Source organism: Pyruvatibacter mobilis, assembly GCF_012848855.1.
GTDB lineage: Bacteria > Pseudomonadota > Alphaproteobacteria > CGMCC-115125 > CGMCC-115125 > Pyruvatibacter > Pyruvatibacter mobilis.
Genome location: NZ_CP051630.1, coordinates 512188 through 533232, shown reverse-complemented (window position 1 = coordinate 533232; position 21045 = coordinate 512188). Strand labels below are relative to the sequence as shown.

The following is a 21045-nucleotide window of genomic DNA, read 5'->3' as shown; positions in this document are numbered from 1 at the left end:
CCTGGTTCAGGAATTCGTCGACATCCTCGCTGTCTCAACAGCCCCTCCCCATAACTCCGGGACAGGGCTTGCTGAGGATAAATTTACCCCCGCGCGCTGCCTGACGAATGTGACAGGGCAGCGCCAAAACGCAGAGAGAAGGAACTTCGTATGAGCAAGAGCTTCTACGACATCATTCCGTCCGCCCCGAAGGGCCGCTTCGACAACGTGAAGCGCAACTACACCGTCGAAGACGTGGAAAAGCTGCGCGGCTCCTTCCCGATCGACTACACGCTTGCCACCCGTGGCGCCAACAAGCTGTGGGACCTGCTGCACACCGAAGAGCGCGTGCACTCCCTCGGCGCCCTGTCCGGCAACCAGGCCATGCAGATGGCCCGCGCTGGTCTCAAGGCCATCTACCTCTCCGGTTGGCAGGTTGCCGCTGACAACAACACCGCCGGCACCACCTACCCGGACCAGTCGCTGTACCCGGCGAACTCCGGCCCGGAACTGGCCCGCAAGATCAACCGCACCCTGAAGCGTGCCGACGAGATCGAGCACTCCGAAGGCGGCGCCAAGCGCGACTGGTTCCTGCCGATCGTGGCAGACGCCGAAGCCGGCTTCGGTGGCCCGCTCAACTGCTTCGAGATCATGAAGGCCTACATCGAGGCCGGTGCCGCTGGCGTCCACTACGAAGACCAGCTTGCTTCTGAAAAGAAGTGCGGTCACCTGGGCGGCAAGGTGCTGATCCCGACCAAGGCCCATGAGCGCAACCTCAACGCCGCGCGCCTCGGCGCCGACGTGATGGGCGTGCCGACCATGATCATGGCCCGCACGGACGCCGAGTCCGCCAACCTGATCACGTCCGACATCGACGAGCGCGACCACGAGTTCATCGACTTCGATGCCGGCCGCACCCCGGAAGGCTTCTACCGTCTGAAGCCGGGCACCGGCGTTGATCACTGCATCAAGCGCGGTCTGGCCTTCGCGCCGTACGCCGACCTGCTGTGGTGGGAAACCTCCAAGCCGAACCTTGATGACGCCCGCCGCTTCGCGGAAGCCATCAAGAAGGAATACCCGGACCAGATGCTGGCCTACAACTGCTCGCCGTCCTTCAACTGGGAAGCCAACCTCGATAAGGACACCATCGAGACCTTCCAGCAGGAAATCGCGGCAATGGGCTACAAGTACCAGTTCGTGACCCTGGCCGGCTTCCACCAGCTCAACCACGGCATGTTCCAGCTCGCATCCGGCTACCGGGATCGCGGCATGGGCGCCTACTCCGAGCTGCAGCAGGCCGAATTCGCGTCCGAGAAGGATGGCTACACCGCCACCCGTCACCAGCGCGAAGTGGGCACCGGCTACTTCGACATGGTCTCCATCGCAGCCGGCGGCGGCGAAAGCTCCACCACTGCCCTGGGCGACTCGACCGAAGCCGCTCAGTTCAAGAACGACGCTGCCGAGTAAGCCAAAAGGCTTATTCAGCACCCTGACGACACCAAAGGCCGCGGAGCAATCCGCGGCCTTTCCTTTTGCGCCTTCAACAGCCCCAAATCATCCCGTTCTCCTCCGCAACCAATCCGCCGCATCCCTCCAGCCCGACCGAATGCCCCACTCTCCTCCGCTATTGGGCACAGCAAGCGCTCCCTCGCCCCCCTCCCGAACAACACCCCGCATCCCTCCGGCTTGACCGGAGGGCCCACTCGCCTCCGCTGTTGGGCACAGGGCCGGCGGCTTTCGCCCCAACATCCCCTCTCCCCCAAGGGGAGAGGTAACTCTGCTCATTCCTTGTCTCTTCCCCGCCACCCCGGACTTGATCCGGGGTCCACTCGCATTGGCAGTTGGCCACATGGCGCGCGGCTCCCGCCGTGCCCTCCCCTCACACACTGCGGCAAGCAGCGCTGAGAGTAGACCCTCCGGTCAAGCCGGAGGGATACGGAGAGGTGGGCAACACCCACGCCAAACCCTCCGCACACGGCATGGCCGTCACGGGCACAGGGGAGAGCAGGACGCGCCCGGCGCTCACGCGGCGCCGGTAGGAGCAATAAACAGATTTGGGTCGCAAGCCTCGGGCGCGTCCCGCGCGGATGGCTGCCAGCGGTGGCCGGACCGGGGCGGGGCAGGCATTACCCTGCTGATCCGTTCCCCGCGAACCCTGCTTCCACCCTCCACACTTTGGAACGGGCCTGGACGCGGTAGGGCCAGCTTTTTCAGGGCGTGACCGGGTTCGGGACACCACCGCCCATCTAATGCGCACCCGTTACTTGCGCATCGCGGCCAAACGCGCGCACCCCACGTTCCCAAGGGGCCGCCTTTCGCCCGGCCTTCCGGGCATCCGCCCTCCCGCCCAGGTCCGGTCGGCCCGGCTGCCCGTGTGGCGGGAGGTCATGCAGAGAGTATGCGGCAGGTGGCAGGGGCCGGGGAAATCTCACCCTCACATTCCACACGCCACCGCATCCCTCCGGCTTGACCGGAGGGCCCACTCGCCTCCGCTGTTGGGCACAGGCTGCGCGGCTCCTGCTGTGCCGTTTCCGCTCGCGCTGCGGCAAGCAGCCCCGAGAGTAGACCCTCCGGTCAAGCCGGAGGGATACGGATGATTTTCTGAATATCCTCTTGTCATTCCGCACTCACGTCGCCGGGTAATACAATGACAAGGGCACGCTCCCGCTCCTCCCCGGGGCAAAACCCTTTGACCCCGCCTGCCCCCGCCCATAGCCTTCCCTCCGAACACAGATAAAATCAGGGGGAAACCATGACCGAGATCCACGGCACCGTCGCACCAGGCTTTGAAGCCGCCCGCGACCAGTTCGCCAAACACTTCGAAACAGGCGAGGAAACCGGCGCGTCCTACGCCGTCATGTACAAGGGCGAGATGGTGGTTGATCTCTGGGCCGGCACCAAAGACGCAGACGGCACCACGCCCTGGCAGCGCGACACCATCGCCAATGTCTGGTCCACCACCAAGGGCGTTGCCGCCATCTGCATCGCCCTGCTGGTTGATCGCGGCGAGCTTTCCTATGACGACAAGGTCGCCGCCCACTGGCCGGACTTCGCAGCCCACGGCAAGGGCGACATCACCATCGCCCAGATGCTCTCCCATCAGTCCGGCCTCTCCGGCCTGCGCGAACCGACAACGCTTGCCGAGGTCTATGACCACGACCTCATCGCCGCCCGCCTCGCCGCGCAGGAGCCTCTATGGGAACCTGGCACCCGCTCCGGCTACCACGCCTTCACCTATGGCTTCCTCGCCGGCGAAATCGTAAAGCGCGTCACCGGCAGGAGCCTCGGCACCTTCCTGCAGGATGAGATCGGCAAGCCCCACGGCATCGACTTCTTCATCGGCCTGCCGGACAGCGAAGAGCCGCGCGTCGCCCCGCTCATCGAGGCGCCGGGCCTCCAGCCCCTCGCCGCCGCGAGCGAGGTCCAGCAGCTCACCTTCGCCAACCCGGCCATTCCGCAGACGGCCCCCAATGACCGCGCCTGGCGCGCAGCCGAACTCCCCGCCGCAGGCGGTCTCGGCACCGCGTCCGCCCTCGCCAGGCTCTATGCCCTGCTCGACGAAGGCACAGCCCCCGGCGGCACACCGCTCATTTCGCGACCCACCATGGAAGCCCTGCGGACCGTCCGTATCCAGAACGAAGACCTCGTCCTCGGCGTACCGGTCCGCTGGGGCTCCGGCATGGCGATGAACGGCTTCAACATGTACGGCCCCAACGACCGCGCCTTCGGCCATACCGGCTGGGGCGGCGCCTTCGGATGCCTCGACCCCGAAGCGGGCCTTGCCATCGGCTATGTCATGAACAGGATGGGCGCCGCCGTCGTCGGCGACCCCCGCTCCCTCGCCCTCGCAACGGCTGCCTTCGCCTGCATCTGACGCCCGGCAGAAGCGGCGCGGACAGCTACGCCAGTCCGCGCCGCTTCTGATAGGCCTCGATGATCGGCGTATAATCCGTGGGCTGAGCATCGAATGTCAGCGCGTCGTCCGGCACGCTGAACCAGCCGACCTTGCTTGACAGCCATGTATGCGCCACGGGTTCGGCCCATTGCTGGTCATCCAGCGTGCCCGCCCGCAGGCTGAAAACCCCGCGCGACGGCACGTCCCCATTGCGGATGCGGCTGCCGCACGCCCCGCAGAACTCGCCATAGCGATGCGCCCCGCTCTCGACCTCCCAGTCGATCCGCTTGAGCGTGCCCCTGGTGATCTCCATCGTGTCCTGCAAGACAGCGCAGGAGACGCCGAACGCGCTCGCCGTGGTCCGGCGGCATTCCGAGCAATGGCACGCATAGGCCATCAGCGGCGGCGCCGTCAGCCGGTACCGAATTGCCCCGCACTGGCAGCCGCCCTCGAGAGTGAAATCAGACATCACGCGCACCTCCGCCTTGCCGGCGGAGACACATCACTCCGCCGCCGCCCGCGCCCGGGTCTGTCCGCGCGCCACAACGGCATAGTCGTCCCAGTCCACCCGCTTTGTCTTGCGCCAATAGGTGAGCGTCGAGTTGGGCCAATTATTGGTGATGCGCCCATCCGCCGTCTTGTACCAGCTGGTGCAGCCGGAGGCGAAAACGCTCTTCGCATTGTCCGCCTGCACGCCCCGATCCCACGCTGCCTGCGCCTGGGGCCGCACATCCACATAGGCCAGATTGTCGGCGATCATCTTCCGCGCGATCTGGGTCACATAGGCCGTCTGGCATTCGATCATGTAGATGATCGAGTTATGGCCAAGATTGGTGTTGGGCCCGTACAGCAGATAGAAATTCGGATAGCCCGCAACGCCGATGCCCAGATGCGCCGTCGCGCCGCCCTGCCACTCCGTGCGCAAGTCACGCCCGCCAAGCCCCTTCACATCCACAGGGCCCAGAAAATGCGTCGTGTCAAAGCCCGTCGCATAGACGATCACGTCAAGCGCGTGCTCCTCACCGTCCTTCGTGCGGATGCCGGTTTCGGTAATGCACTCGATGCCGCCGGTCTCGATCACCACGTTGTCGCGGCCCATGGCCGGCCACCAGTCATTGGAAAACAGCACCCGCTTGCAGCCCGGATCATAGTCCGGCTCCAGCTTGGCGCGCTTTTCCGGGTCCGCCACATAGGTCTCCGCTTCCTTGCGGTGCGCCTTGCTCAGCGCCCAGCCCATATGCCGGAAGCTCAGCAGCAGCTGCTCACCATTGAGCCACATGCGCGTCCGCTGGATCCACATCAGCCACGGCATGGCGCGGTAGAGGCTCTTTTCCCATTCAAAGAACTGCCGCTCCGGGCGCGGCAGCACCCAGCTCGCCGAGCGCTGGAAGATTGTCACCTCCCCCGCCACCTTGGCGATCTCCGGCACAAACTGAATGGCGCTCGCCCCGTTGCCGATCACGCCGATCCGCTTGCCCTTGAGGTCCACCTCATGGTTCCACGTCGCCGAGTGCCACGCTTCCCCCTTGAAATCGTCCCTGCCCGGAATATCCGGAAGCTGCGGCCGGTTCAGCTGTCCCGTGCCTGCCACCAGCACATTGGCGTCGATCTCCTCGCCCGCTTCCGTGGTAATCCGCCACAGCCCTGCCGCCTCATCGAACTCGGCCGATGCCACGGGCGTGCTCAGCCGGATGTCCGGCCCAAGACCGTATTTCTCCACCACCCGGTCGAGATAGGCCTTGATCTGCTTGTGGTCGGCAAACTTGTTGCGCCACTCCGGGCTCATCTCGAAGGAATACTGATAAAGATGCAGCGGCACGTCGCAGGAACAGCCCGGATAGGTATTGTCCCGCCAGGTCCCGCCGATATCGTCGGCCTTCTCGAAGATGGTGAAGGCGATCCCCGCCTCTTGCAGCTTGATCGCCTGGCAGATACCCGCCACGCCCGCACCGATGATCGCCACGTGGAACGGCTCCCCCGTCCCCGCCGCCTGCGCGCGATAGGCCGTCAGATCATGCACCGAAGCCATGATGTCCTCCCGGTTGTTCCCGGTGCTTCCGTGCGGACAGTCATTTGGCGCCGCCCGTCGGTCGAAAGCCCGTGTCTGTTTCGGGAGTCAGCATAACGCGTATCCGCGATCCGCAAAGCCCTGTTCGCGGATAGAAGACAGGGGCACCCCTATGCTACCAGTGGCCAAAGCCATTCTTCTTTGATGATCCGGGAGAGCCGTTCATGACCACCGAGAGCCCCGCCACCACCGACCTGTCCGACGATCATGGCGACGCCGTCCGCGTGCTGGACCCGATCTTTGCGGATTTCGGAAGCCGCGACGCGTTCCATGGCCCCGTCAAGACGCTCAAATGCTTCGAGGACAATGCCAAGGTGCGCGAGGCCGTTGAGGGGCCGGGCAATGGCCAGGTGCTGGTGGTCGATGGCGGCGGCTCCGAACGCTGCGCGCTGTTCGGCGGCAACCTCGCCGAACTCGCCGAGAAGAACGGCTGGGCCGGGGTCGTCGTTTATGGCTGCATCCGCGACGTCGCCGAGATCGAGACCTTCGACATCGGCATGAAAGCGCTCGCCACCCACCCGAAGAAATCCGTGAAAGCCGACGGCGGCAAATACGACGTCCCCGTCACCTTCGCCGGCCACACCATCCGCCCCGGCGACTGGCTCTACGCCGACCGCGACGGCATCGTCATCGCCGACAAGGAACTGTAGGCCTCCCCGCCGCCCGCCCCAAAAAATCCGTAGCCCTCCGGCTTGACCGGAGGGCCCACTCGCATCGGCGATTGGGCAAAACACCGGCGGCCAACGCCCCGCAGCTCCCCCATGCCCTGCGGCAAGCCGCCCCGAGAGTAGACCCTCCGGTCAAGCCGGAGGGACACGGAAAAGGGGCGCGCCCCCCACTCTCGCGCGTCATCCCGGACCCGATCCGAGGTCCAGGGGCCGCTTGCCCCACTCCCTCATTCCGGCCAACACCCCCATCTCCATTTATTTATTGCGAATGACTCGCAATAACGGATACAAGAGACCCAAGGACTCGCCACCAGCCCGAACGGATCTCTCTCATGCGCAACATCCCTGAAACCCAGCCTGCCGGCACCGCCGCCACGGCCCCGCGCCCCGCTGCTGAAACCGCCTATCTCGACGCCCTGCCCTTCGCCCCGCGCCTGCTCGTCTGGGCGGCGCGCGCCTGGTGGTCGGACCGCGGCAATGACCAAGGCAGCCGCCGCCTCATTTCCCAGGCCTTCACCCTCGCGCGCTGCCCCGGCGCCGATGCGGCGTTTGATGAGCTGATGCTGATGGCCCTGCACGGCGCCTGCCGCCACCTTGATTTCGCCTCCCATCCCCGCCAGGTCGCCGTTGATGAACTCGCTCTTCTGAGGGTCATCGCCGCCTTCCAGGAGGAAGCCGTGGCCGGCGGCGAAGCGGCCCTCGACACATGGCTGCCGCCCGCCACCGCCCGCCTTGCCTGCGACGCCGCCCTCACCCTGGCCCGCCAGATGGGCCGGGCCGGCCTCTATGTGCACCAGCACACGCGCCAATAGCCCCGGGATCGCCCACGACCCACCAACATCACAAATCACAGAGTCATGATATAAAGATATCTTGATATCATGAATAGACTCGCACTAGGCTGCGCCGCATTGATGATGCCGCCCTGCCTGGTGCCGTCTGCCGTGCCGCCTCCACGAGAGGCAACGGCGAAGCGCGCTGTCCGGCAGGGCCCAAGGGAGGGCTCCCGCCATGACACATGACCACCACCGCCAAATCCGTTCCGCCGTGCTCGGCTTCCCGCGCATCGGCGCCCGCCGCGAGCTCAAATTCGCTGCCGAGGCCTTCTGGCGCGGCGACAGCGATGACACCGCGCTGGATGATATCGCCGCCCAGCTCCGCACCCGCCACTGGCGCGCCATGCGCCAGCGCGGCATCGACGTGATCCCGTCGAATGATTTTTCCTTCTACGACCAGATGCTCGACATGATCGCACTGCTCGGCGCCATCCCGCAGCGCTATGGCTGGCGCCCCGGCCAGCCGGTCGACCACAAGACCTATTTCGCCTGCGCCCGCGGCACCGACACGGCGCCCGCAATGGAAATGACCAAGTGGTTCGACACCAACTACCACTACATCGTCCCGGAGTTTGACGACGCGACCGCCTTCAGCCTCGCCCGCCAGACCCCGCTCAACATGTGGCGCGAGGCCAAGGCGCTGGGCATCGACACACGCCCCGTCCTCATCGGCCCGCTCACCTTCCTGCTGCTCGGCAAGAGCAAGACCGAAGGCGTCGAGCCCCTGTCCCTGCTCCCCCGCCTGCTGCCGGTCTATGAAAAGCTGCTGGCGGCTCTCAAGGGCGCCGGCGTTGACTGGGTGCAGATCGACGAGCCCATCCTGGTGACCGACCTGCCCGACGGCGCGGCCGACGCCTTCCGCACCGCCTATGAAACGCTCGCACCGGCCGCGCCGAAGATCATGCTCACCACCTATTTCGACAGGCTGGGCGACAATCTCGACCTCGCAGCCGACCTGCCGGTCGCGGGCCTGCATCTTGATTGCCTGCGCGGCGCAAGCGACGCGCCCTACATCGCCGAACGGCTCGACGGCGCGAAGACCCTGTCTCTCGGCCTCGTCGATGGCCGCAACATCTGGCGCACCGATCTCGAGCGCCAGCTCGCCACCGCCCGCAAGCTCGCCGGGGCCCATGACGGCGATATTGAAATCGCCACCAGCTGCTCGCTCCTGCATGTGCCGGTGGATCTGAGCCTGGAAAAGAAGCTCGACCCCGAGCTGCAGAGCTGGCTCGCCTTCGCCACCCAGAAGCTGGACGAAGTCTCCACCCTCGCCCGTGGCCTGCGCGACGGCTCGGACACGATCTCGGCCGCTCTCGCCGCCAGCACCGAGGCGGCCCGCGCCCGCGCTGATAGTCCGTACACCACCAACCCGGATGTCCGCGCCCGCCTCAAGGGTCTTGACGACAGCGCCTGGCACCGCGCCTCGCCCTTCGCCCGACGCCGCACGGCCCAGGCCGATCTTGGCCTGCCGCCGCTGCCGACGACCACCATCGGCTCCTTCCCGCAGACCGGCGATGTCCGCAAGGCCCGCGCCGCCCATCGCCGGGGCGACATGAGCGATGACGCCTATGACGCCTTCCTCAAGCAGGAGACCGAGGCCACCATCCGCCGCCAGGAACAGCTCGGCATCGACGTGCTTGTGCATGGCGAGTTCGAGCGCACCGACATGGTGGAATATTTCGGCGAGAAGCTTGAAGGCTTCGCCTTCACCGGCAATGGCTGGGTGCAGAGCTTCGGCTCCCGCTGCGTCCGCCCGCCGGTGATCTTCGGCGATGTCAGCCGCCCGGCCCCGATGACGGTGGACTGGGCACGCTACGCCCAGAGCCTCACCGGCAAGCCGGTCAAGGGCATGCTCACGGGGCCCATCACCATTCTGCACTGGTCATTCGTGCGTGATGACCAGCCGCGCGCCGATACCTGCAAGCAGATTGCCCTGGCCATCCGCGACGAGGTGGTGGACCTCGAAGCCGCCGGCATCCGCATCATCCAGATCGATGAACCGGCGGTGCGCGAAGGCCTGCCCCTGCGCCAAAAGGACCAGCAAGCCTATCTCGACTGGGCCGTCGGCTGCTTCCGCCTCTCCGCGTCAGGTGTCGAGGACAGGACGCAGATCCACACCCATATGTGCTACTCGGAGTTCAACGACATCATGGACTCCATCGCCGCTTTCGATGCCGACGTGATCTCCATCGAGACTTCGCGCTCGGACATGGAACTGCTGTCGGTGTTCAGCAACTTCCGGTACCCCAACGACATCGGCCCCGGCATCTGGGACATCCACTCCCCGCGCGTGCCGGACGCGGATGAAATCGAACGGTTGATCGGCAAGGCCGCCGAAGTCATCGATCCGGCCCAGCTCTGGATCAACCCCGATTGCGGCCTCAAGACCCGCGGCTGGCCGGAGGTGGAAGCCTCCCTCACCAACATGGTGACGGCTGCCAAGGCCGCCCGCGCGCAGCTCAGCGCATAACTGACGGCATGGCGGGCAGGCTCACAGCCTGTCCGCCACCTCGCCCGCGGCCCTGATGCCCGATTGCAGGGCGCCATCCATATAGCCCTGCCATTTCGTTGCCGTTTCCGTCCCGGCCCAATGCACGCGACCGCACGGCTCCCGCAACGCGTCACCGAAAGTGGTCATCACCCCCGGCGCCATATGCGCCACATAGCAGCCCCGGCTCCATTCCTCCGCCAGCCAGTCATTGTCCACATAGTCGATGGGGCTCGCCGCCTCCGGCCCGAAAAAAGTCTTGGCGGCTTCTACCACCGCGTCCCGCCGCGCATTGTCGCCGGCCGACGTGAAATCAACGGCCGCGTCCGCGTCGAAGAACCCCACCAGAATCCCGCAGGACAGATCCTCCGGGCTCTGATCAAACAGCACATTGCACGGCAGGCTGTCACTCACCGCCATGCCGGACAGGCCCCTGTCGCGCCAGAACGGCCGCTCATAGGCCACATGCACCTTGATGACCGTGCCCATCGGCATCCGCTGCATCAGGTGCACGCGCTTGGCTGGCAGGCTGTTGGCAAAGTCGATCTGGTTCGCCAGCGCCGGCGGCACCGCCATCACCACGCGCTTGGCCCGCACGTCACCGCGATCGGTGCGCACCACCACCCCGTCATCATGCTGCAGCACCGCCCGCACCGGCGCGTCATGCATGACCGGCGTCTTGAGCTTCGCCGCCATCAGCTCGGTGATCTGGTGCGCCCCGCCGCGGAACTTTGCTTCCTGCGCCCCGCCGGACACGCCGGTCAGCACGTCGATTCCCTCACCGCCGCGCACATAGTCGAGGAAATAGAGCAGCGACACATGCTGCGGCTCGCAGCAGAACACCGAGCGCGTTACGAGCCGCAGGAATTCCTGCGCCGCATGGGTGCGCACATTCTGCGTGATCCATGTCTCGAAGGTCTGGCTGTCCAGCGCCTTGGCGTTTGGCCCGGCCCACGGTGCGTCCGGCGGCAGCGAGAACGCCATTCTGTCGAGGCGTGACACCACGCGCTGCAGCTCCAGCAGCGACAGAAACGGCATCTTCGGGATTTCCGAGCGCGACGTCTTCACCCGGTCATTGAAATGCAGCACCGAGCGGCCGGTGTTGAACTGGTCATAGGACTCAACGCCCACATCCGCCGCCTGCGCCAGCAGCAGCGTCTGCTGCGGCCCCACCCACTGGCCGCCCTTGTCGATTCTGTGGCCCGCAATGTGCCCGGGCTTCAATCGCCCGCCCACCCGGTCGCGCGCTTCCAGCACGCACACATCCTGCCCGCGCGCCTCCAGCTCCAGCGCCGTCTTCAGCCCCGCCATGCCCGCGCCCACCACGGCAACGTCCACGGACCGGTCGATTGCACCCTCGGCAGTGCTCATGGTCTAACCTCGCTCATGCTCCAGCTTCCCCTTGCGCGGCCACACCGACAGGCCCGCATATCCGATCACCTCAGACTGGATAATTTAACGAACGCGTTTATTTTAATCAAGCATGGCATCAGACAGCACCACACCGCCGAAGACCACCCGCGGCCGCCCGCGCCGCACCCAGGCCGAAGCCGACGATCTGCGCGCCCGCATCACCCAGGCCGCCCGCAACCTGTTCGCCCGCAACGGCTATGAAGGCGTCTCCATGCGCAAGCTGGCGGACGAAGCCGGCTGCGCGCCCGCCGCGCTCTACAGCGTCTTCCCCAACAAGCGCGCCGTGCTCCATGTGGTCTGGGAAGGGGTCTTCGCCGATCTCGCCGCCCTCATGCAGGACACGGCCCGCGCGCACGAAAACCCGGTCGCCCGCCTTGAAGCCCTCGGCATCGCCATGACGCGATTCTGGCTCCAGCGGCCGGATGATTTCCGCGCCATCTTCCTCATCGAGGATCAGCCGGCCGCCACCGACAACAGCTACTTCGCCACCACCTCGCCTGCCGTCGCCAATCTCGCCCTGATCGAGGACGCTGCAGAAGATGCCGTCGCGGCAGGCCGCATGGAGGCGGGCACAGCGCAGCTCATCGCCAGCGCCCTTGTCGCCGCCGTCAACGGGCTGGCCCTCAATCTCATCACCATTCCCGAATATGACTGGGCCGATGAATCCGCTGTGGTGGACCACACAATCCGCGCGCTCATCGCGGGTTTCACCCAAAGCTGACAGGGCTCCCGCAGCCCTGCATGGCCGCTTCCCGCCACCGTCGCGCGACCACCCGAACCATCGACAATCCGGCCGCCCTTCTCCATAATCGCGGCGCTTATACCGACGCCTATTTTCACAGGGTGCTTACCAGATGTCCGACGACAACATGCCCGACCGCATCACCGTTCTGGCCAAGGAATTCACGCCGGCCGCGATGGAGTTCCACCGCCGCCACATGGCTGAAAAGGGCTACCGCCTCGAGGGCGGCATCACCCCGCGCCAGTTCCAGGTGACCGACGGTCTCGGCGACCCGGACATTCTGTTCGACGGCGACATGTATTACGCCGCCACCTTCGTGAAGACCGCTGTCGACGAGGCCTGAGCCGCACTGCCTGCGGCAAGCTGACCGCCTGAAACCCCTTGAAAATGCGAATGGCTCGCATTATTGTTCTGTCTATCGAGGATAGACCAAGGGTCACAGCGCCATGTTTGTCTGCATCTGCAACGCCTACCGCGACAGCGAAATCGCCGACGCCGCCCGCAATGGCGCGCGTTCAGCCTGCGAGGCCTATGAGGCGCTCGGCAACGGGCCCAATTGCGGCTGCTGTCTTGATACGGCTGAGGACATCGTCCAGCAGGTGCGCGGCGCGGCCGATGCGCGCGACACCGCCCTCCCGGCCAAGACCCTGGCCTGACCCCATGTTCCTCTGGCGCGCACAGCTGCACAAAAGCCTGAGCCGCGCAGCCCATGATGGACAACGCGGCTCGGAAAAGCTGAAACCGTCAGGTCAGCCGGCGGAACACCCGCAAGCGGTCAGGCCTCGGGCCCCTTCGATTCCGTATGAAGCTGCACATAGTTCTGCAGCCCCATCTTCTCGATAAGGCTCTGCTGGGTCTCCAGCCAGTCGATATGCTCTTCCTCGCTTTCGAGGATGTGCACGAAAAGATCCCGCGTCACGTAATCCTGCAGCTTCTCGCAATCAGCGATCGCCGCCTTCAGATCGGTAACGGCCTCGGTCTCCACCGCGAGATCGGCCTTGATGATCTCTTCGACATTCTCGCCGATCCGCAGCCGCCCGAGATCCTGCAGATTGGGCAGGCCTTCGAGAAACAGCACGCGCTTCATGATCTCGTCCGCATGCTTCATCTCGTCGATGGAGGCGTCGTATTCATGCTCCTCGAGCTTCGACAGCCCCCAGTCGCCCAGCATCCGCGAATGCAGGAAGTACTGGTTGATCGCCGTCAGCTCGTTCTTGAGGATCTTGTTGAGGTGATCAATGATGACCTTCTCGCCCTTCATGCCGCTGGCCCTCCTGCTCGCTGCCATTCGCACCGGTGACTCGGCGCATCCACTAAGTCGGAACCTAGTGGAATTGCCGCAGCAGACGAAGGACTATCTTGGCGACTGAGAATAACTATTAGAGCACGCGGATCTTGCTCTCTTAGCCTTTCAGCCCCGCCCGCCGCGCGAAGATCTCAATCACTTCATCGCCCGCTTCTTCCTGCACGAAATGCCCGGCCTGCGGAACGGTGTCGAAGGTCGCCCCCTCGATCATCCCGGCCCATTGCTTGCCCCAATCCGCCGTAAACACCCCGTCACTGTCACCGAAGATGACATGCACTGGCTTGCCAGGCGTCTTCAGTGCCTCAAACAGACGCTCCTGGTCCGGACCGTTCCCCGCCTCATATTCCCAGTTCGGAATGCACCAGGGAAACCGCCGTGTCCCCGCCCTGCTGGCCCCGCCCTCAAGGAACGGCGCCTCATACGCCGTCTTGATGGCTGCCCGGTCCGCATCCGGTCGCTGCATGGACAAGGCCACGATGGCACCTGATGGGAAAAAACCCTCCATCGCCGCAAGCCACAGCGGGTTGCACGCGCTGTCGCGCCAGAACTTGATGCCATCTGAGTATTCATAGCCCGCATGGTGCAGCCAGGTATTCATGATCACCAGCCGCGAGAATCGCTCCGGCATATCCACCGCCTGCCGCAGCCCCGTCGGCCCGCCCCAGTCCTGCACAAACAGCGTGATGTCCGTGAGGTCCAGCGTCTCGATCAGATGCCGCAGCCGCTCGCAATGCCGCTCGATCACATACCAGTTGTCATCCACCGGCTTGTCCGAGCGCCCGAACCCCGCAAGGTCCGGTGCAATCACCCGGAAGCCGAGATCCAGGAGCGGCGGGATCATCTTGCGCGACAGATAGGCCCAGGTCGGCTCCCCGTGCAGCAACAAAGCCACCGGCGCGTCTTTCGGCCCTTCATCCACATGGTGCACCCGCAGCCCCTCCCATTCGAGGTAATGCGGCGCGTAGGGCCAATCCTCCAGGGCGTCAAACTGCGCGTCCGGTGTCCGAATGAATTCCATCACTGTCTCCTGGTCATCCTCGTGGGGCCGACCCCGGCGGCATCGGCCTTACTTTTATTGCTATAAAAGTTTTTATCACGCTATAAGTCAACCATGCCCCGCGCACTTTCGCAACCCCCTACCGACACAGGCCTCCGCGCCCAGCAGAAGGCCCAGCGGCTTGACCGCATTCTGGCTGCCGCCGAGAAGCTCATCGACCGCCACGGCGAAAGCGTGGTCACCGCCGAAGCCATCGCCGAGGAGGCCGGGGTCTCCACACCCACGGTCTACAATCTGGCCGGCACCCGCGAAGAGCTGCTGACCGCCCTCATGGTCCGCGCCATGGATCGTTTCCGCACCGATGTCGAGGCGCTTGAAACCGGCACGCCGCTTGAGCGCGGCGCCCAGGCCGTCCGCATCTGCGCGGGCCTCTTCACCGCCCGCCCGCGGCTCTATCGCGACATCATCCTCCGCCTCGGCGGGGCTGCTGGTGTCGCTGCCCCCTACCCGGACGCAACGCCCGATACCGTCCAGATCAACCTCATGCAAGAAGCCGCCCGCGATGGCATGCTGGTGCGCGGCACATCTCCCCTGGTGCTGGGCCGTCAGATCTTCATGTCATTCGTCGGTGCCATGGCCATGTGGGCCGGCGGCCGCATTAATGATGACGCCTTCCTCGCCCAGGCCCTGCACGGCTATTTCGCCGCCACCGCAGCCTGCGCGATCGAGCCTCATCGCAGCCGTCTCGAAAAGCTGATGCGCCGCGAGGCCCGCTGGCTTGCACAGGCCATTGATCCGGCCTAAGCCAACACTCAAAATTCCCGTTGAGCCAAAGGACCCGGTCCCATGTCAGCAAATCCCGTCATCTTCGAGGGTGCCCGCACCCCCTTCGGCCGCCATGGCGGCGCCATGTCCCGCCTGCGCGTGGACGAACTGGCCGCAGCCCCGATCCGCGAAGTGCTGAAGCGCTCCGGCCTTGACGGCAGCGAAGTGGAAGACGTGATCCTCGGCGACACCAACCAGGCCGGTGAAGACAGCCGCAACGTGGCGCGGAACGCCGCGCTGATCGCGGGATTGCCGCAGAAGGTCGGCGGCCTCACAGTCAACCGCCTGTGCGGCTCGGGCCTCGCCGCTGTAATGGACGCAGGCCGCGCCATCCGCTGCGGTGAGGGCGACATGTTCATCGCCGGCGGCGTCGAGAGCATGAGCCGCGCCCCGCTGGTCATGTCCAAGGCCACCAGCGCCTTTGACCGCGGCCAGCAGATCGAGGACTCCACCATCGGCTGGCGCTTCCCCAACAAGGCGCTGCTCCAGCATATCGGCAACGACACCATGCCCCAGACGGCGGAGAACGTCGCCGAGCGCATCGGCATCACCCGCGAGGAATCCGACACCTTCGCCGCCGCCTCGCACCAGAAATATGAAGCAGCCCTCGCCAGCGGGTTCTTCAAGGGCGAGATCATGGATCTCGAAGTCCCCGCCGCCAAGCGCAAGGCCCCGCCGGAAATCTGCAACGCCGATGAAGGCCCCCGCCCCGGCACCACCGTCGAAGGCATTTCAGGCCTGAAGCCGATCCACGGCGACGGCGGTGTTGTGACCGCCGCCAACGCCTCCGGCATCAATGACGGCGCCGCTGCCCTCATCATCGGCGACGAAGCCAAGGGCAAGGCATTCGGCCTCACGCCCCGCGCCCGCCTCGTCTCAGCCGCCATCGCCGGCGTCGAACCGCGCGTCATGGGTCTCGGCCCGGTGGATGCCTCCAAAAAGGCCCTCGACCGCGCCGGGCTGACGCTGGACCAGATGGATGTGCTCGAGCTCAACGAGGCCTTCGCTGCCCAGGTGCTCGGCTGCCTCAACCAGATGGGCGTCGCCTATGACGACCCGCGCGTGAACCCCCATGGCGGCGCCATCGCCATCGGTCACCCGCTCGGTGCCTCCGGCGCCCGCCTCGCCCTCACCGCTATCCGCGCCCTTGAGGAGCAGGACAAGAAATACGCCCTGGTCACCATGTGCATCGGCATCGGCCAGGGCATCGCCGCCATCTTCGAACGCGCTGAATAGTCCCGCCCCATGACCAAGCGCCTGCTCATCATCGCCCACACGCCCTCGCCCAACACAACGGCGATGGCAGAAGCGGTGCTGGCAGGCGCCCGGCATGAGGATATCGACGGCGTCACCGCAGACCTCCGCTCCCCCTTCGACGTGGGCCCCGACGAGGTGATGGCGGCGGACGGCATCATTCTTCTGACCACGGAAAATCTCGGCTACATGGCAGGCGCCATGAAGGATTTCTTCGACCGCACCTATTACCCCGTGCTCGAGGAAAAACAGGGCCTGCCCTGCGCGCTGATCATCCGTGCCGGCCATGACGGCACCGGCACCCGCCGCGCGCTCGACACCATCCTCACCGGCCTGCGCTGGAAGCAGGTGCGGGAGCCCGTCACCTGCCGCGGCGACTGGGACGAGGCCTTCCTCGACACCTGCCGCGAGACCGGCATGGCTCTGGCCGCGGGCCTCGACGCAGGCGTCTTCTGACCCCGCCCGCTCGCTGATTGTTCCCGAACTGTCTGAACACCGGTGTGTCTGGCTTCACGGCGAACCATTCATGGTGAGGCCGGACCGCCCCATCAGGCAACCATCTGCCGGGATGTGGCGGCACGGCGCTGGCTCAGCATCACGACCGGCAAGGTTTATGCCCCCCCCGACTGCCGGACGGGCAGAGCAAATGGATGATGGGCGGCGTCTTCTTCGGGGATCTGATCCGCACACTCATCTGATAAACCCATGCAGATCGTCCATTTTCAAAGCATTCATTAACTGCGGCTGCCTATGGTTCTTCTTTACCTTGGTAAAGGAACCCCTCCCCCATGGGCATGCTGCCGCCAGGATCGGACAGGTCGTTGCCGCCGGATGCACTCATCCGGGGCGGCCACAAGCTCGACATCAAGGTGACGCCCGCAGCCGACGCCCATCATCCGCTCGCCCGCATGATGCTGGCCTTCTTCGCCGGCAAACAGCGCGCCGATACCCTGCCCAGCCGCACGGACCTGCCGCACCGCGACCTGCTGCCGGTCCTGCCCTTCTTCTTCATGCTGGAACCCACCGGCGAAGACATGACCGACTGGCGCTTCCGCCTCGTCGGCCATGGCATCACCGCCCGCCTCGGCGCGGACCCCACCGGCCTGTGCATTTCCGAGATTTACGAGCCGACCCAGGTCAGCCGCAACGCGGTTTCCTATTCGGGCGTCGCCACGTCGCGCGCACCGCACATCACCACGGGCAGCTTCCACGGCATCGACCGGGAATTCCTGACCTTCGAGATCGTGCATCTGCCCATGCTCGGCAATGACGAACGCACCATCTGGATCCTCGGCGGTCTGTTCTTCAACGACTGACCCGGCTGGGCTATGAAGGCCCATGACCGACACCGCTCCCCCTCCCCAGACTTCCTCCGAGACGTCCCCCGGCCTGCGCGGCTTCGATTACGCGCCGCCCATGGAGCCCTATCTGGACATTCTCCATGAGGACGAGGACATCCTCGTGCTCGACAAGCAGAGCGGGCTTCTCATGGTGCCCGGCAACCGCCCCGGCCTCGAGGATTGCCTCACCGCCCGCGCCAGGGCCCATCACCGCCACGCAAGCCTCGTGCACCGGCTCGACAAGGACACCTCGGGCGTCTGCATCATGGGCCTGCATCACCGTGCCCAGCGCCATCTCGGCCGCCAGTTCGAAAAACGCCGCCTCTCCAAACTCTATGTCGCCCGCGTCGCCGGTCACCTGCGCGATGACAGCGGCACCATAGACCTGCCGCTCGGCACCGACCCCGATCAGCGCCCCAAGCAGAAGGTGGACCACGAGCATGGCCGCAGCGCCGTCACCCACTGGCAGGTGACCGCGCGCGAACCGGCGACGGACACACTCCCGTCAGGCGCCACGCGCCTGCTCCTGCGTCCGGAGACAGGCCGCTCCCACCAGCTCAGAGTGCATCTTTTGGCCCTCGGCCATCCGATCCTGGGTGATAATTTCTATGCGGACGATCATGTGTTGGCCGCTGCAGGCCGCCTGCAGCTCCACGCCTTCGCGCTGACGCTGCGCCACCCTACGGGCGGCACGCCCATGAGCTTCTTCGCCCCCGTCCCGTTCTAGCGGGCACCGGTCAGGCGGTGCTTACCCCGTCCGGCAACCCGTCATCCGGCGTGCCCGGCAAAAACACCGACACCACATACAGAACTGAATTCGCTTCTCCGCCGCTGCTGAGGGGAGCAACCACCAGCTCGGCCACAAGGTGCTCCTTGCCCTTGTAGACGATCGGCCCCGTTGCCCGCACCGGCCCGCCCGCCTCCATCATGCCGGTCACCACAAGGCGCCAGCGGTCATAGATGGCAGACGGCAGTTTTTCCTCCAGCGGCACGCTCTTGAGGTCGCCGAACACGCTTTCGAAATCGCTGCCGACAATGCGCGGCACAAGCCCGTCCACGGCACCGTCATTGAACCTGATGTTGAACAGGGTCAGGTGACCCAGATAGGGCCCGAAGGCGCGCGGGTCGATGTCCGCGCGGTCCGGCATTGCCCGCCCGGCCGCTTTTTCGGTCCAGTGTTCGAAGCCGAGCTTGGTGATCTTGTGCTGAAAATCGAGAGACGGATCGATTTCTATCGGCGGGAAACTATCAATCGAAAGTTGACTGGATCTGTCGAACGAGGACATGAGCCGGACTCCATCCGGGTTGGCCGTGCACTACTGTCAGGCAGCACTAATACACGCACTGTCTAGCATTCTGAATTGTAACCTTACATATATTATTGGTTGTACCGCCGCCATGCGCGTGTAGTGCGGCAACGAATGATACACGCATCGGGACAGCTGGGCACACCATCAGGGCGAGTGACCGTCAGGCCGCACCGCAGCGGCCGCCTGACGCCGCCTCCCCGGCTCCAGTCCTGCCGAAACTCTGTTCGCTGAATCGTCGACACCGGGCACGGCCTGCCAGGTCCGGCCGGCGCTCCTCCTCCGCGCCGGGCCGGACCATCAGGCGCTAGAGCGCCCCCCCTGCCCGGGCGCGCGCCTGCAGGGCACGGGTAGTCTCCCCGTCCCCGTGCGGAGACCAGCCCGGCGCATGGACCAGATGACCCAGCGCCGCGCCGATCGAGGGGGCAGCCCGCATGTCGCGGACAAGCGCCCCCCATTCATGAAAGGTTGCCGTCAGCGGATTGCGGCTCTCCAGCGGGTGACGGATGCCAAAGATGCAGGGCTCGTCCGCCCGCTCCGCTTCAAAGGTGCCGAACAGCCGGTCCCAGATGATCAACGTGCCCGCATAATTCTTGTCGCAATAGCGCAGGTTGGACGCGTGATGCACCCGGTGGTGCGACGGCGTGTTGAACACCCATTCCACCGGCCCCAGCTTCGGGATCAGCCGGGTGTGCAGCCAGTACTGGTAAAGGTGGTTGAGCGAGATCAGCGCCACCACCATCAGCGGGTCCACCCCCAGCAGGATGGCAGGCAGCAGGAACAGCGGCTCGATCCAGGCCTCCACGAAGGACGACCTGAGCGCCGTCCCCGCATTCAGGAACTGGCTTGAGTGGTGCACCACATGCGCCGCCCACCCCACGCGCATTTCATGGATGGCCCGGTGGTACCAGTAGAACAGGAAATCGACCAGCACATAGGCGCCCAGGATCCCAACAACGCTGCCCGCCCAGTCAAATTCCAGCACCGCGAATTGCGCCGTCCAGTAATAGACCGCCAGAACCGTCGCCGCCGACAGCGCGATCACCACCGCATAGGCAATACCGAGCGTCACCGAACACAGGCTGTCGGTTGCCGCATAGAACTTTTTCCGCAGCACCCAGGTCAGCGCCACTTCCACGCCGATGAAGCCGATCAGCAGCCAGAGCTGATCGACGTCGCGAATCGCCAGCAATCCCTGCAGAAACTCCAGCATCTCCCCTCCTCCCGGCACATCCGTGGCCGCGCCTAATGCACAACATTTGTTTTGTGAAAAACACGCTATTGCACAACATTTGTTTTGTAAAGCCGGGACAACTGCCCTAGCTTCACCCCATGCCGAAAATCGTCGATCACAAGGCCCGCCGGGCGGAGCTGGTGGAAGCAAGCTGGAAGGTCATCGAGACCGAGGGTCTGGATGGCCTCACCATGCGCAAGGTGGCCTCAGCCGCCGGCTGCACCACTGGCCGCATCACCCATTATTTCCCGGATCGTGAGGCCCTGGTCCTGGCCGCCCTGCGCGCCGCCAATGAGGCCGCCAAGGCGCGCACCACGGCCCTGCTGGCAAAAGACCTGCCGCCTCGCGCCCGCCTTCAGAAATGCGTTGAGGAAGGCCTGCCCCTCGACAAGCAGCGCCAGCGCGAATGGAAAGTGTGGATCGCCTTCTGGACCGCCGCCGCCTCCGACCCGCAGCTCGCCCGCGAGAACGCGATCCAGACCGAGGCCTGGGTGGATGCGCTCGCAGCCCTCATCGCCGATGTCGCGCCCGGCTGTGACGCCGGTCACGAAGCCCGCATCCTCATGGGCGCCATCAACGGCATCGGCCTGCTCACCGCCATCAGTCCCACCAAACAGAACAGGGCCGGCGCCGTTGAGACGCTGGCCCTGCATGTGGAAGGTCTGATTGCCAGGGGCGGCAGCGACTGAACAC

At 65.3% G+C, this 21045-nt stretch carries 21 protein-coding genes; 14 read left to right on the top strand and 7 right to left on the bottom strand.

The window, feature by feature from the left end:
• Nucleotides 1-150 precede the first annotated feature (150 nt).
• Nucleotides 151-1446: an isocitrate lyase gene (gene aceA / locus HG718_RS02495; RefSeq protein WP_027842293.1), complete on the top strand. Its 1296-nt coding sequence runs from the start codon at nt 151-153 to the stop codon at nt 1444-1446.
• Between the two features lie 1285 nt (nt 1447-2731).
• On the top strand, nt 2732-3853 hold the full coding sequence (locus HG718_RS02490) for a serine hydrolase domain-containing protein (RefSeq protein WP_160588684.1): 1122 nt from the start codon (nt 2732-2734) through the stop codon (nt 3851-3853).
• Nucleotides 3854-3878: 25 nt separating this feature from the next.
• Here HG718_RS02490 and HG718_RS02485 read toward each other — a convergent pair whose 3' ends face one another.
• Nucleotides 3879-4343: a GFA family protein gene (locus HG718_RS02485; protein WP_160588685.1), complete on the bottom strand. Its 465-nt coding sequence runs from the start codon at nt 4341-4343 to the stop codon at nt 3879-3881.
• 33 nt (nt 4344-4376) lie between these two features.
• Nucleotides 4377-5903, bottom strand: coding sequence for a flavin-containing monooxygenase (locus tag HG718_RS02480; RefSeq protein WP_160588686.1), 1527 nt, complete (start codon nt 5901-5903; stop codon nt 4377-4379).
• A gap of 203 nt (nt 5904-6106) precedes the next feature.
• On the opposite strand from HG718_RS02480, the gene rraA reads away from it, so the two are divergent.
• The 3 genes from rraA to metE all read left to right on the top strand — a co-directional run bounded on the left by rraA (nt 6107) and on the right by metE (nt 9916).
• The gene (gene rraA / locus HG718_RS02475) at nt 6107-6592 is read left to right on the top strand and encodes a ribonuclease E activity regulator RraA (RefSeq protein WP_160588687.1); all 486 of its coding nucleotides are present in this window, start codon (nt 6107-6109) and stop codon (nt 6590-6592) included.
• Nucleotides 6593-6942: 350 nt separating this feature from the next.
• Nucleotides 6943-7422, top strand: a complete 480-nt coding sequence (locus tag HG718_RS02470; RefSeq protein ID WP_160588688.1) for a hypothetical protein — start codon at nt 6943-6945, stop codon at nt 7420-7422.
• Between the two features lie 199 nt (nt 7423-7621).
• The gene (metE, locus tag HG718_RS02465; RefSeq protein ID WP_160588689.1) at nt 7622-9916 is read left to right on the top strand and encodes a 5-methyltetrahydropteroyltriglutamate--homocysteine S-methyltransferase; all 2295 of its coding nucleotides are present in this window, start codon (nt 7622-7624) and stop codon (nt 9914-9916) included.
• A gap of 21 nt (nt 9917-9937) precedes the next feature.
• On the opposite strand, the gene HG718_RS02460 is transcribed toward metE, so the two are convergent.
• Nucleotides 9938-11305, bottom strand: coding sequence for a flavin monoamine oxidase family protein (locus tag HG718_RS02460; protein ID WP_160588690.1), 1368 nt, complete (start codon nt 11303-11305; stop codon nt 9938-9940).
• A 112-nt stretch (nt 11306-11417) separates the two neighbouring features.
• On the opposite strand from HG718_RS02460, the gene HG718_RS02455 reads away from it, so the two are divergent.
• From HG718_RS02455 to HG718_RS02445, 3 genes are all read left to right on the top strand, one after another.
• Nucleotides 11418-12068: a TetR/AcrR family transcriptional regulator gene (locus tag HG718_RS02455; protein ID WP_160588691.1), complete on the top strand. Its 651-nt coding sequence runs from the start codon at nt 11418-11420 to the stop codon at nt 12066-12068.
• Between the two features lie 133 nt (nt 12069-12201).
• Nucleotides 12202-12432, top strand: coding sequence for a hypothetical protein (locus HG718_RS02450; RefSeq protein WP_027841349.1), 231 nt, complete (start codon nt 12202-12204; stop codon nt 12430-12432).
• A 103-nt stretch (nt 12433-12535) separates the two neighbouring features.
• Nucleotides 12536-12745, top strand: coding sequence for a (2Fe-2S)-binding protein (locus HG718_RS02445; RefSeq protein WP_027841350.1), 210 nt, complete (start codon nt 12536-12538; stop codon nt 12743-12745).
• A gap of 119 nt (nt 12746-12864) precedes the next feature.
• Here the strand turns inward: HG718_RS02445 and bfr are convergent, their stop codons facing one another.
• Together bfr and HG718_RS02435 are read right to left on the bottom strand one after the other, a co-directional pair.
• Nucleotides 12865-13350, bottom strand: a complete 486-nt coding sequence (bfr, locus tag HG718_RS02440) for a bacterioferritin (protein ID WP_027841351.1) — start codon at nt 13348-13350, stop codon at nt 12865-12867.
• Between the two features lie 142 nt (nt 13351-13492).
• Complete coding sequence (locus HG718_RS02435; protein WP_160588692.1) at nt 13493-14413, bottom strand: alpha/beta fold hydrolase; 921 nt, start codon at nt 14411-14413, stop codon at nt 13493-13495.
• 93 nt (nt 14414-14506) lie between these two features.
• Here HG718_RS02435 and HG718_RS02430 point away from each other — a divergent pair, with 93 nt between their 5' ends.
• From HG718_RS02430 to HG718_RS02410, 5 genes are all read left to right on the top strand, one after another.
• A complete protein-coding gene (locus HG718_RS02430; protein ID WP_160588693.1) occupies nt 14507-15196 on the top strand; it encodes a TetR/AcrR family transcriptional regulator in 690 nt (229 codons plus the stop codon).
• Between the two features lie 42 nt (nt 15197-15238).
• Nucleotides 15239-16453: an acetyl-CoA C-acyltransferase gene (locus HG718_RS02425; RefSeq protein WP_160588694.1), complete on the top strand. Its 1215-nt coding sequence runs from the start codon at nt 15239-15241 to the stop codon at nt 16451-16453.
• Nucleotides 16454-16462: 9 nt separating this feature from the next.
• Nucleotides 16463-16927: a flavodoxin family protein gene (locus HG718_RS02420; protein ID WP_160588695.1), complete on the top strand. Its 465-nt coding sequence runs from the start codon at nt 16463-16465 to the stop codon at nt 16925-16927.
• Nucleotides 16928-17259: 332 nt separating this feature from the next.
• Nucleotides 17260-17787, top strand: a complete 528-nt coding sequence (locus HG718_RS02415) for a PAS domain-containing protein (protein ID WP_160588696.1) — start codon at nt 17260-17262, stop codon at nt 17785-17787.
• Nucleotides 17788-17887: 100 nt separating this feature from the next.
• Nucleotides 17888-18538 carry an RluA family pseudouridine synthase gene (locus HG718_RS02410; protein WP_036264766.1) on the top strand — a complete coding sequence of 217 codons (651 nt, stop codon included), beginning with the start codon at nt 17888-17890 and terminating at the stop codon, nt 18536-18538.
• Nucleotides 18539-18548: 10 nt separating this feature from the next.
• Here the strand turns inward: HG718_RS02410 and HG718_RS02405 are convergent, their stop codons facing one another.
• Both HG718_RS02405 and HG718_RS02400 read right to left on the bottom strand, forming a co-directional pair.
• Nucleotides 18549-19097 carry a PAS domain-containing protein gene (locus HG718_RS02405; protein ID WP_027841357.1) on the bottom strand — a complete coding sequence of 183 codons (549 nt, stop codon included), beginning with the start codon at nt 19095-19097 and terminating at the stop codon, nt 18549-18551.
• A gap of 328 nt (nt 19098-19425) precedes the next feature.
• On the bottom strand, nt 19426-20331 hold the full coding sequence (locus HG718_RS02400) for a sterol desaturase family protein (RefSeq protein WP_160588697.1): 906 nt from the start codon (nt 20329-20331) through the stop codon (nt 19426-19428).
• Nucleotides 20332-20450: 119 nt separating this feature from the next.
• Between HG718_RS02400 and HG718_RS02395 the strand changes: the two genes are divergently transcribed.
• Nucleotides 20451-21041, top strand: coding sequence for a TetR/AcrR family transcriptional regulator (locus tag HG718_RS02395; protein WP_160588698.1), 591 nt, complete (start codon nt 20451-20453; stop codon nt 21039-21041).
• The last annotated feature ends 4 nt before the right edge of the window (nt 21042-21045 follow it).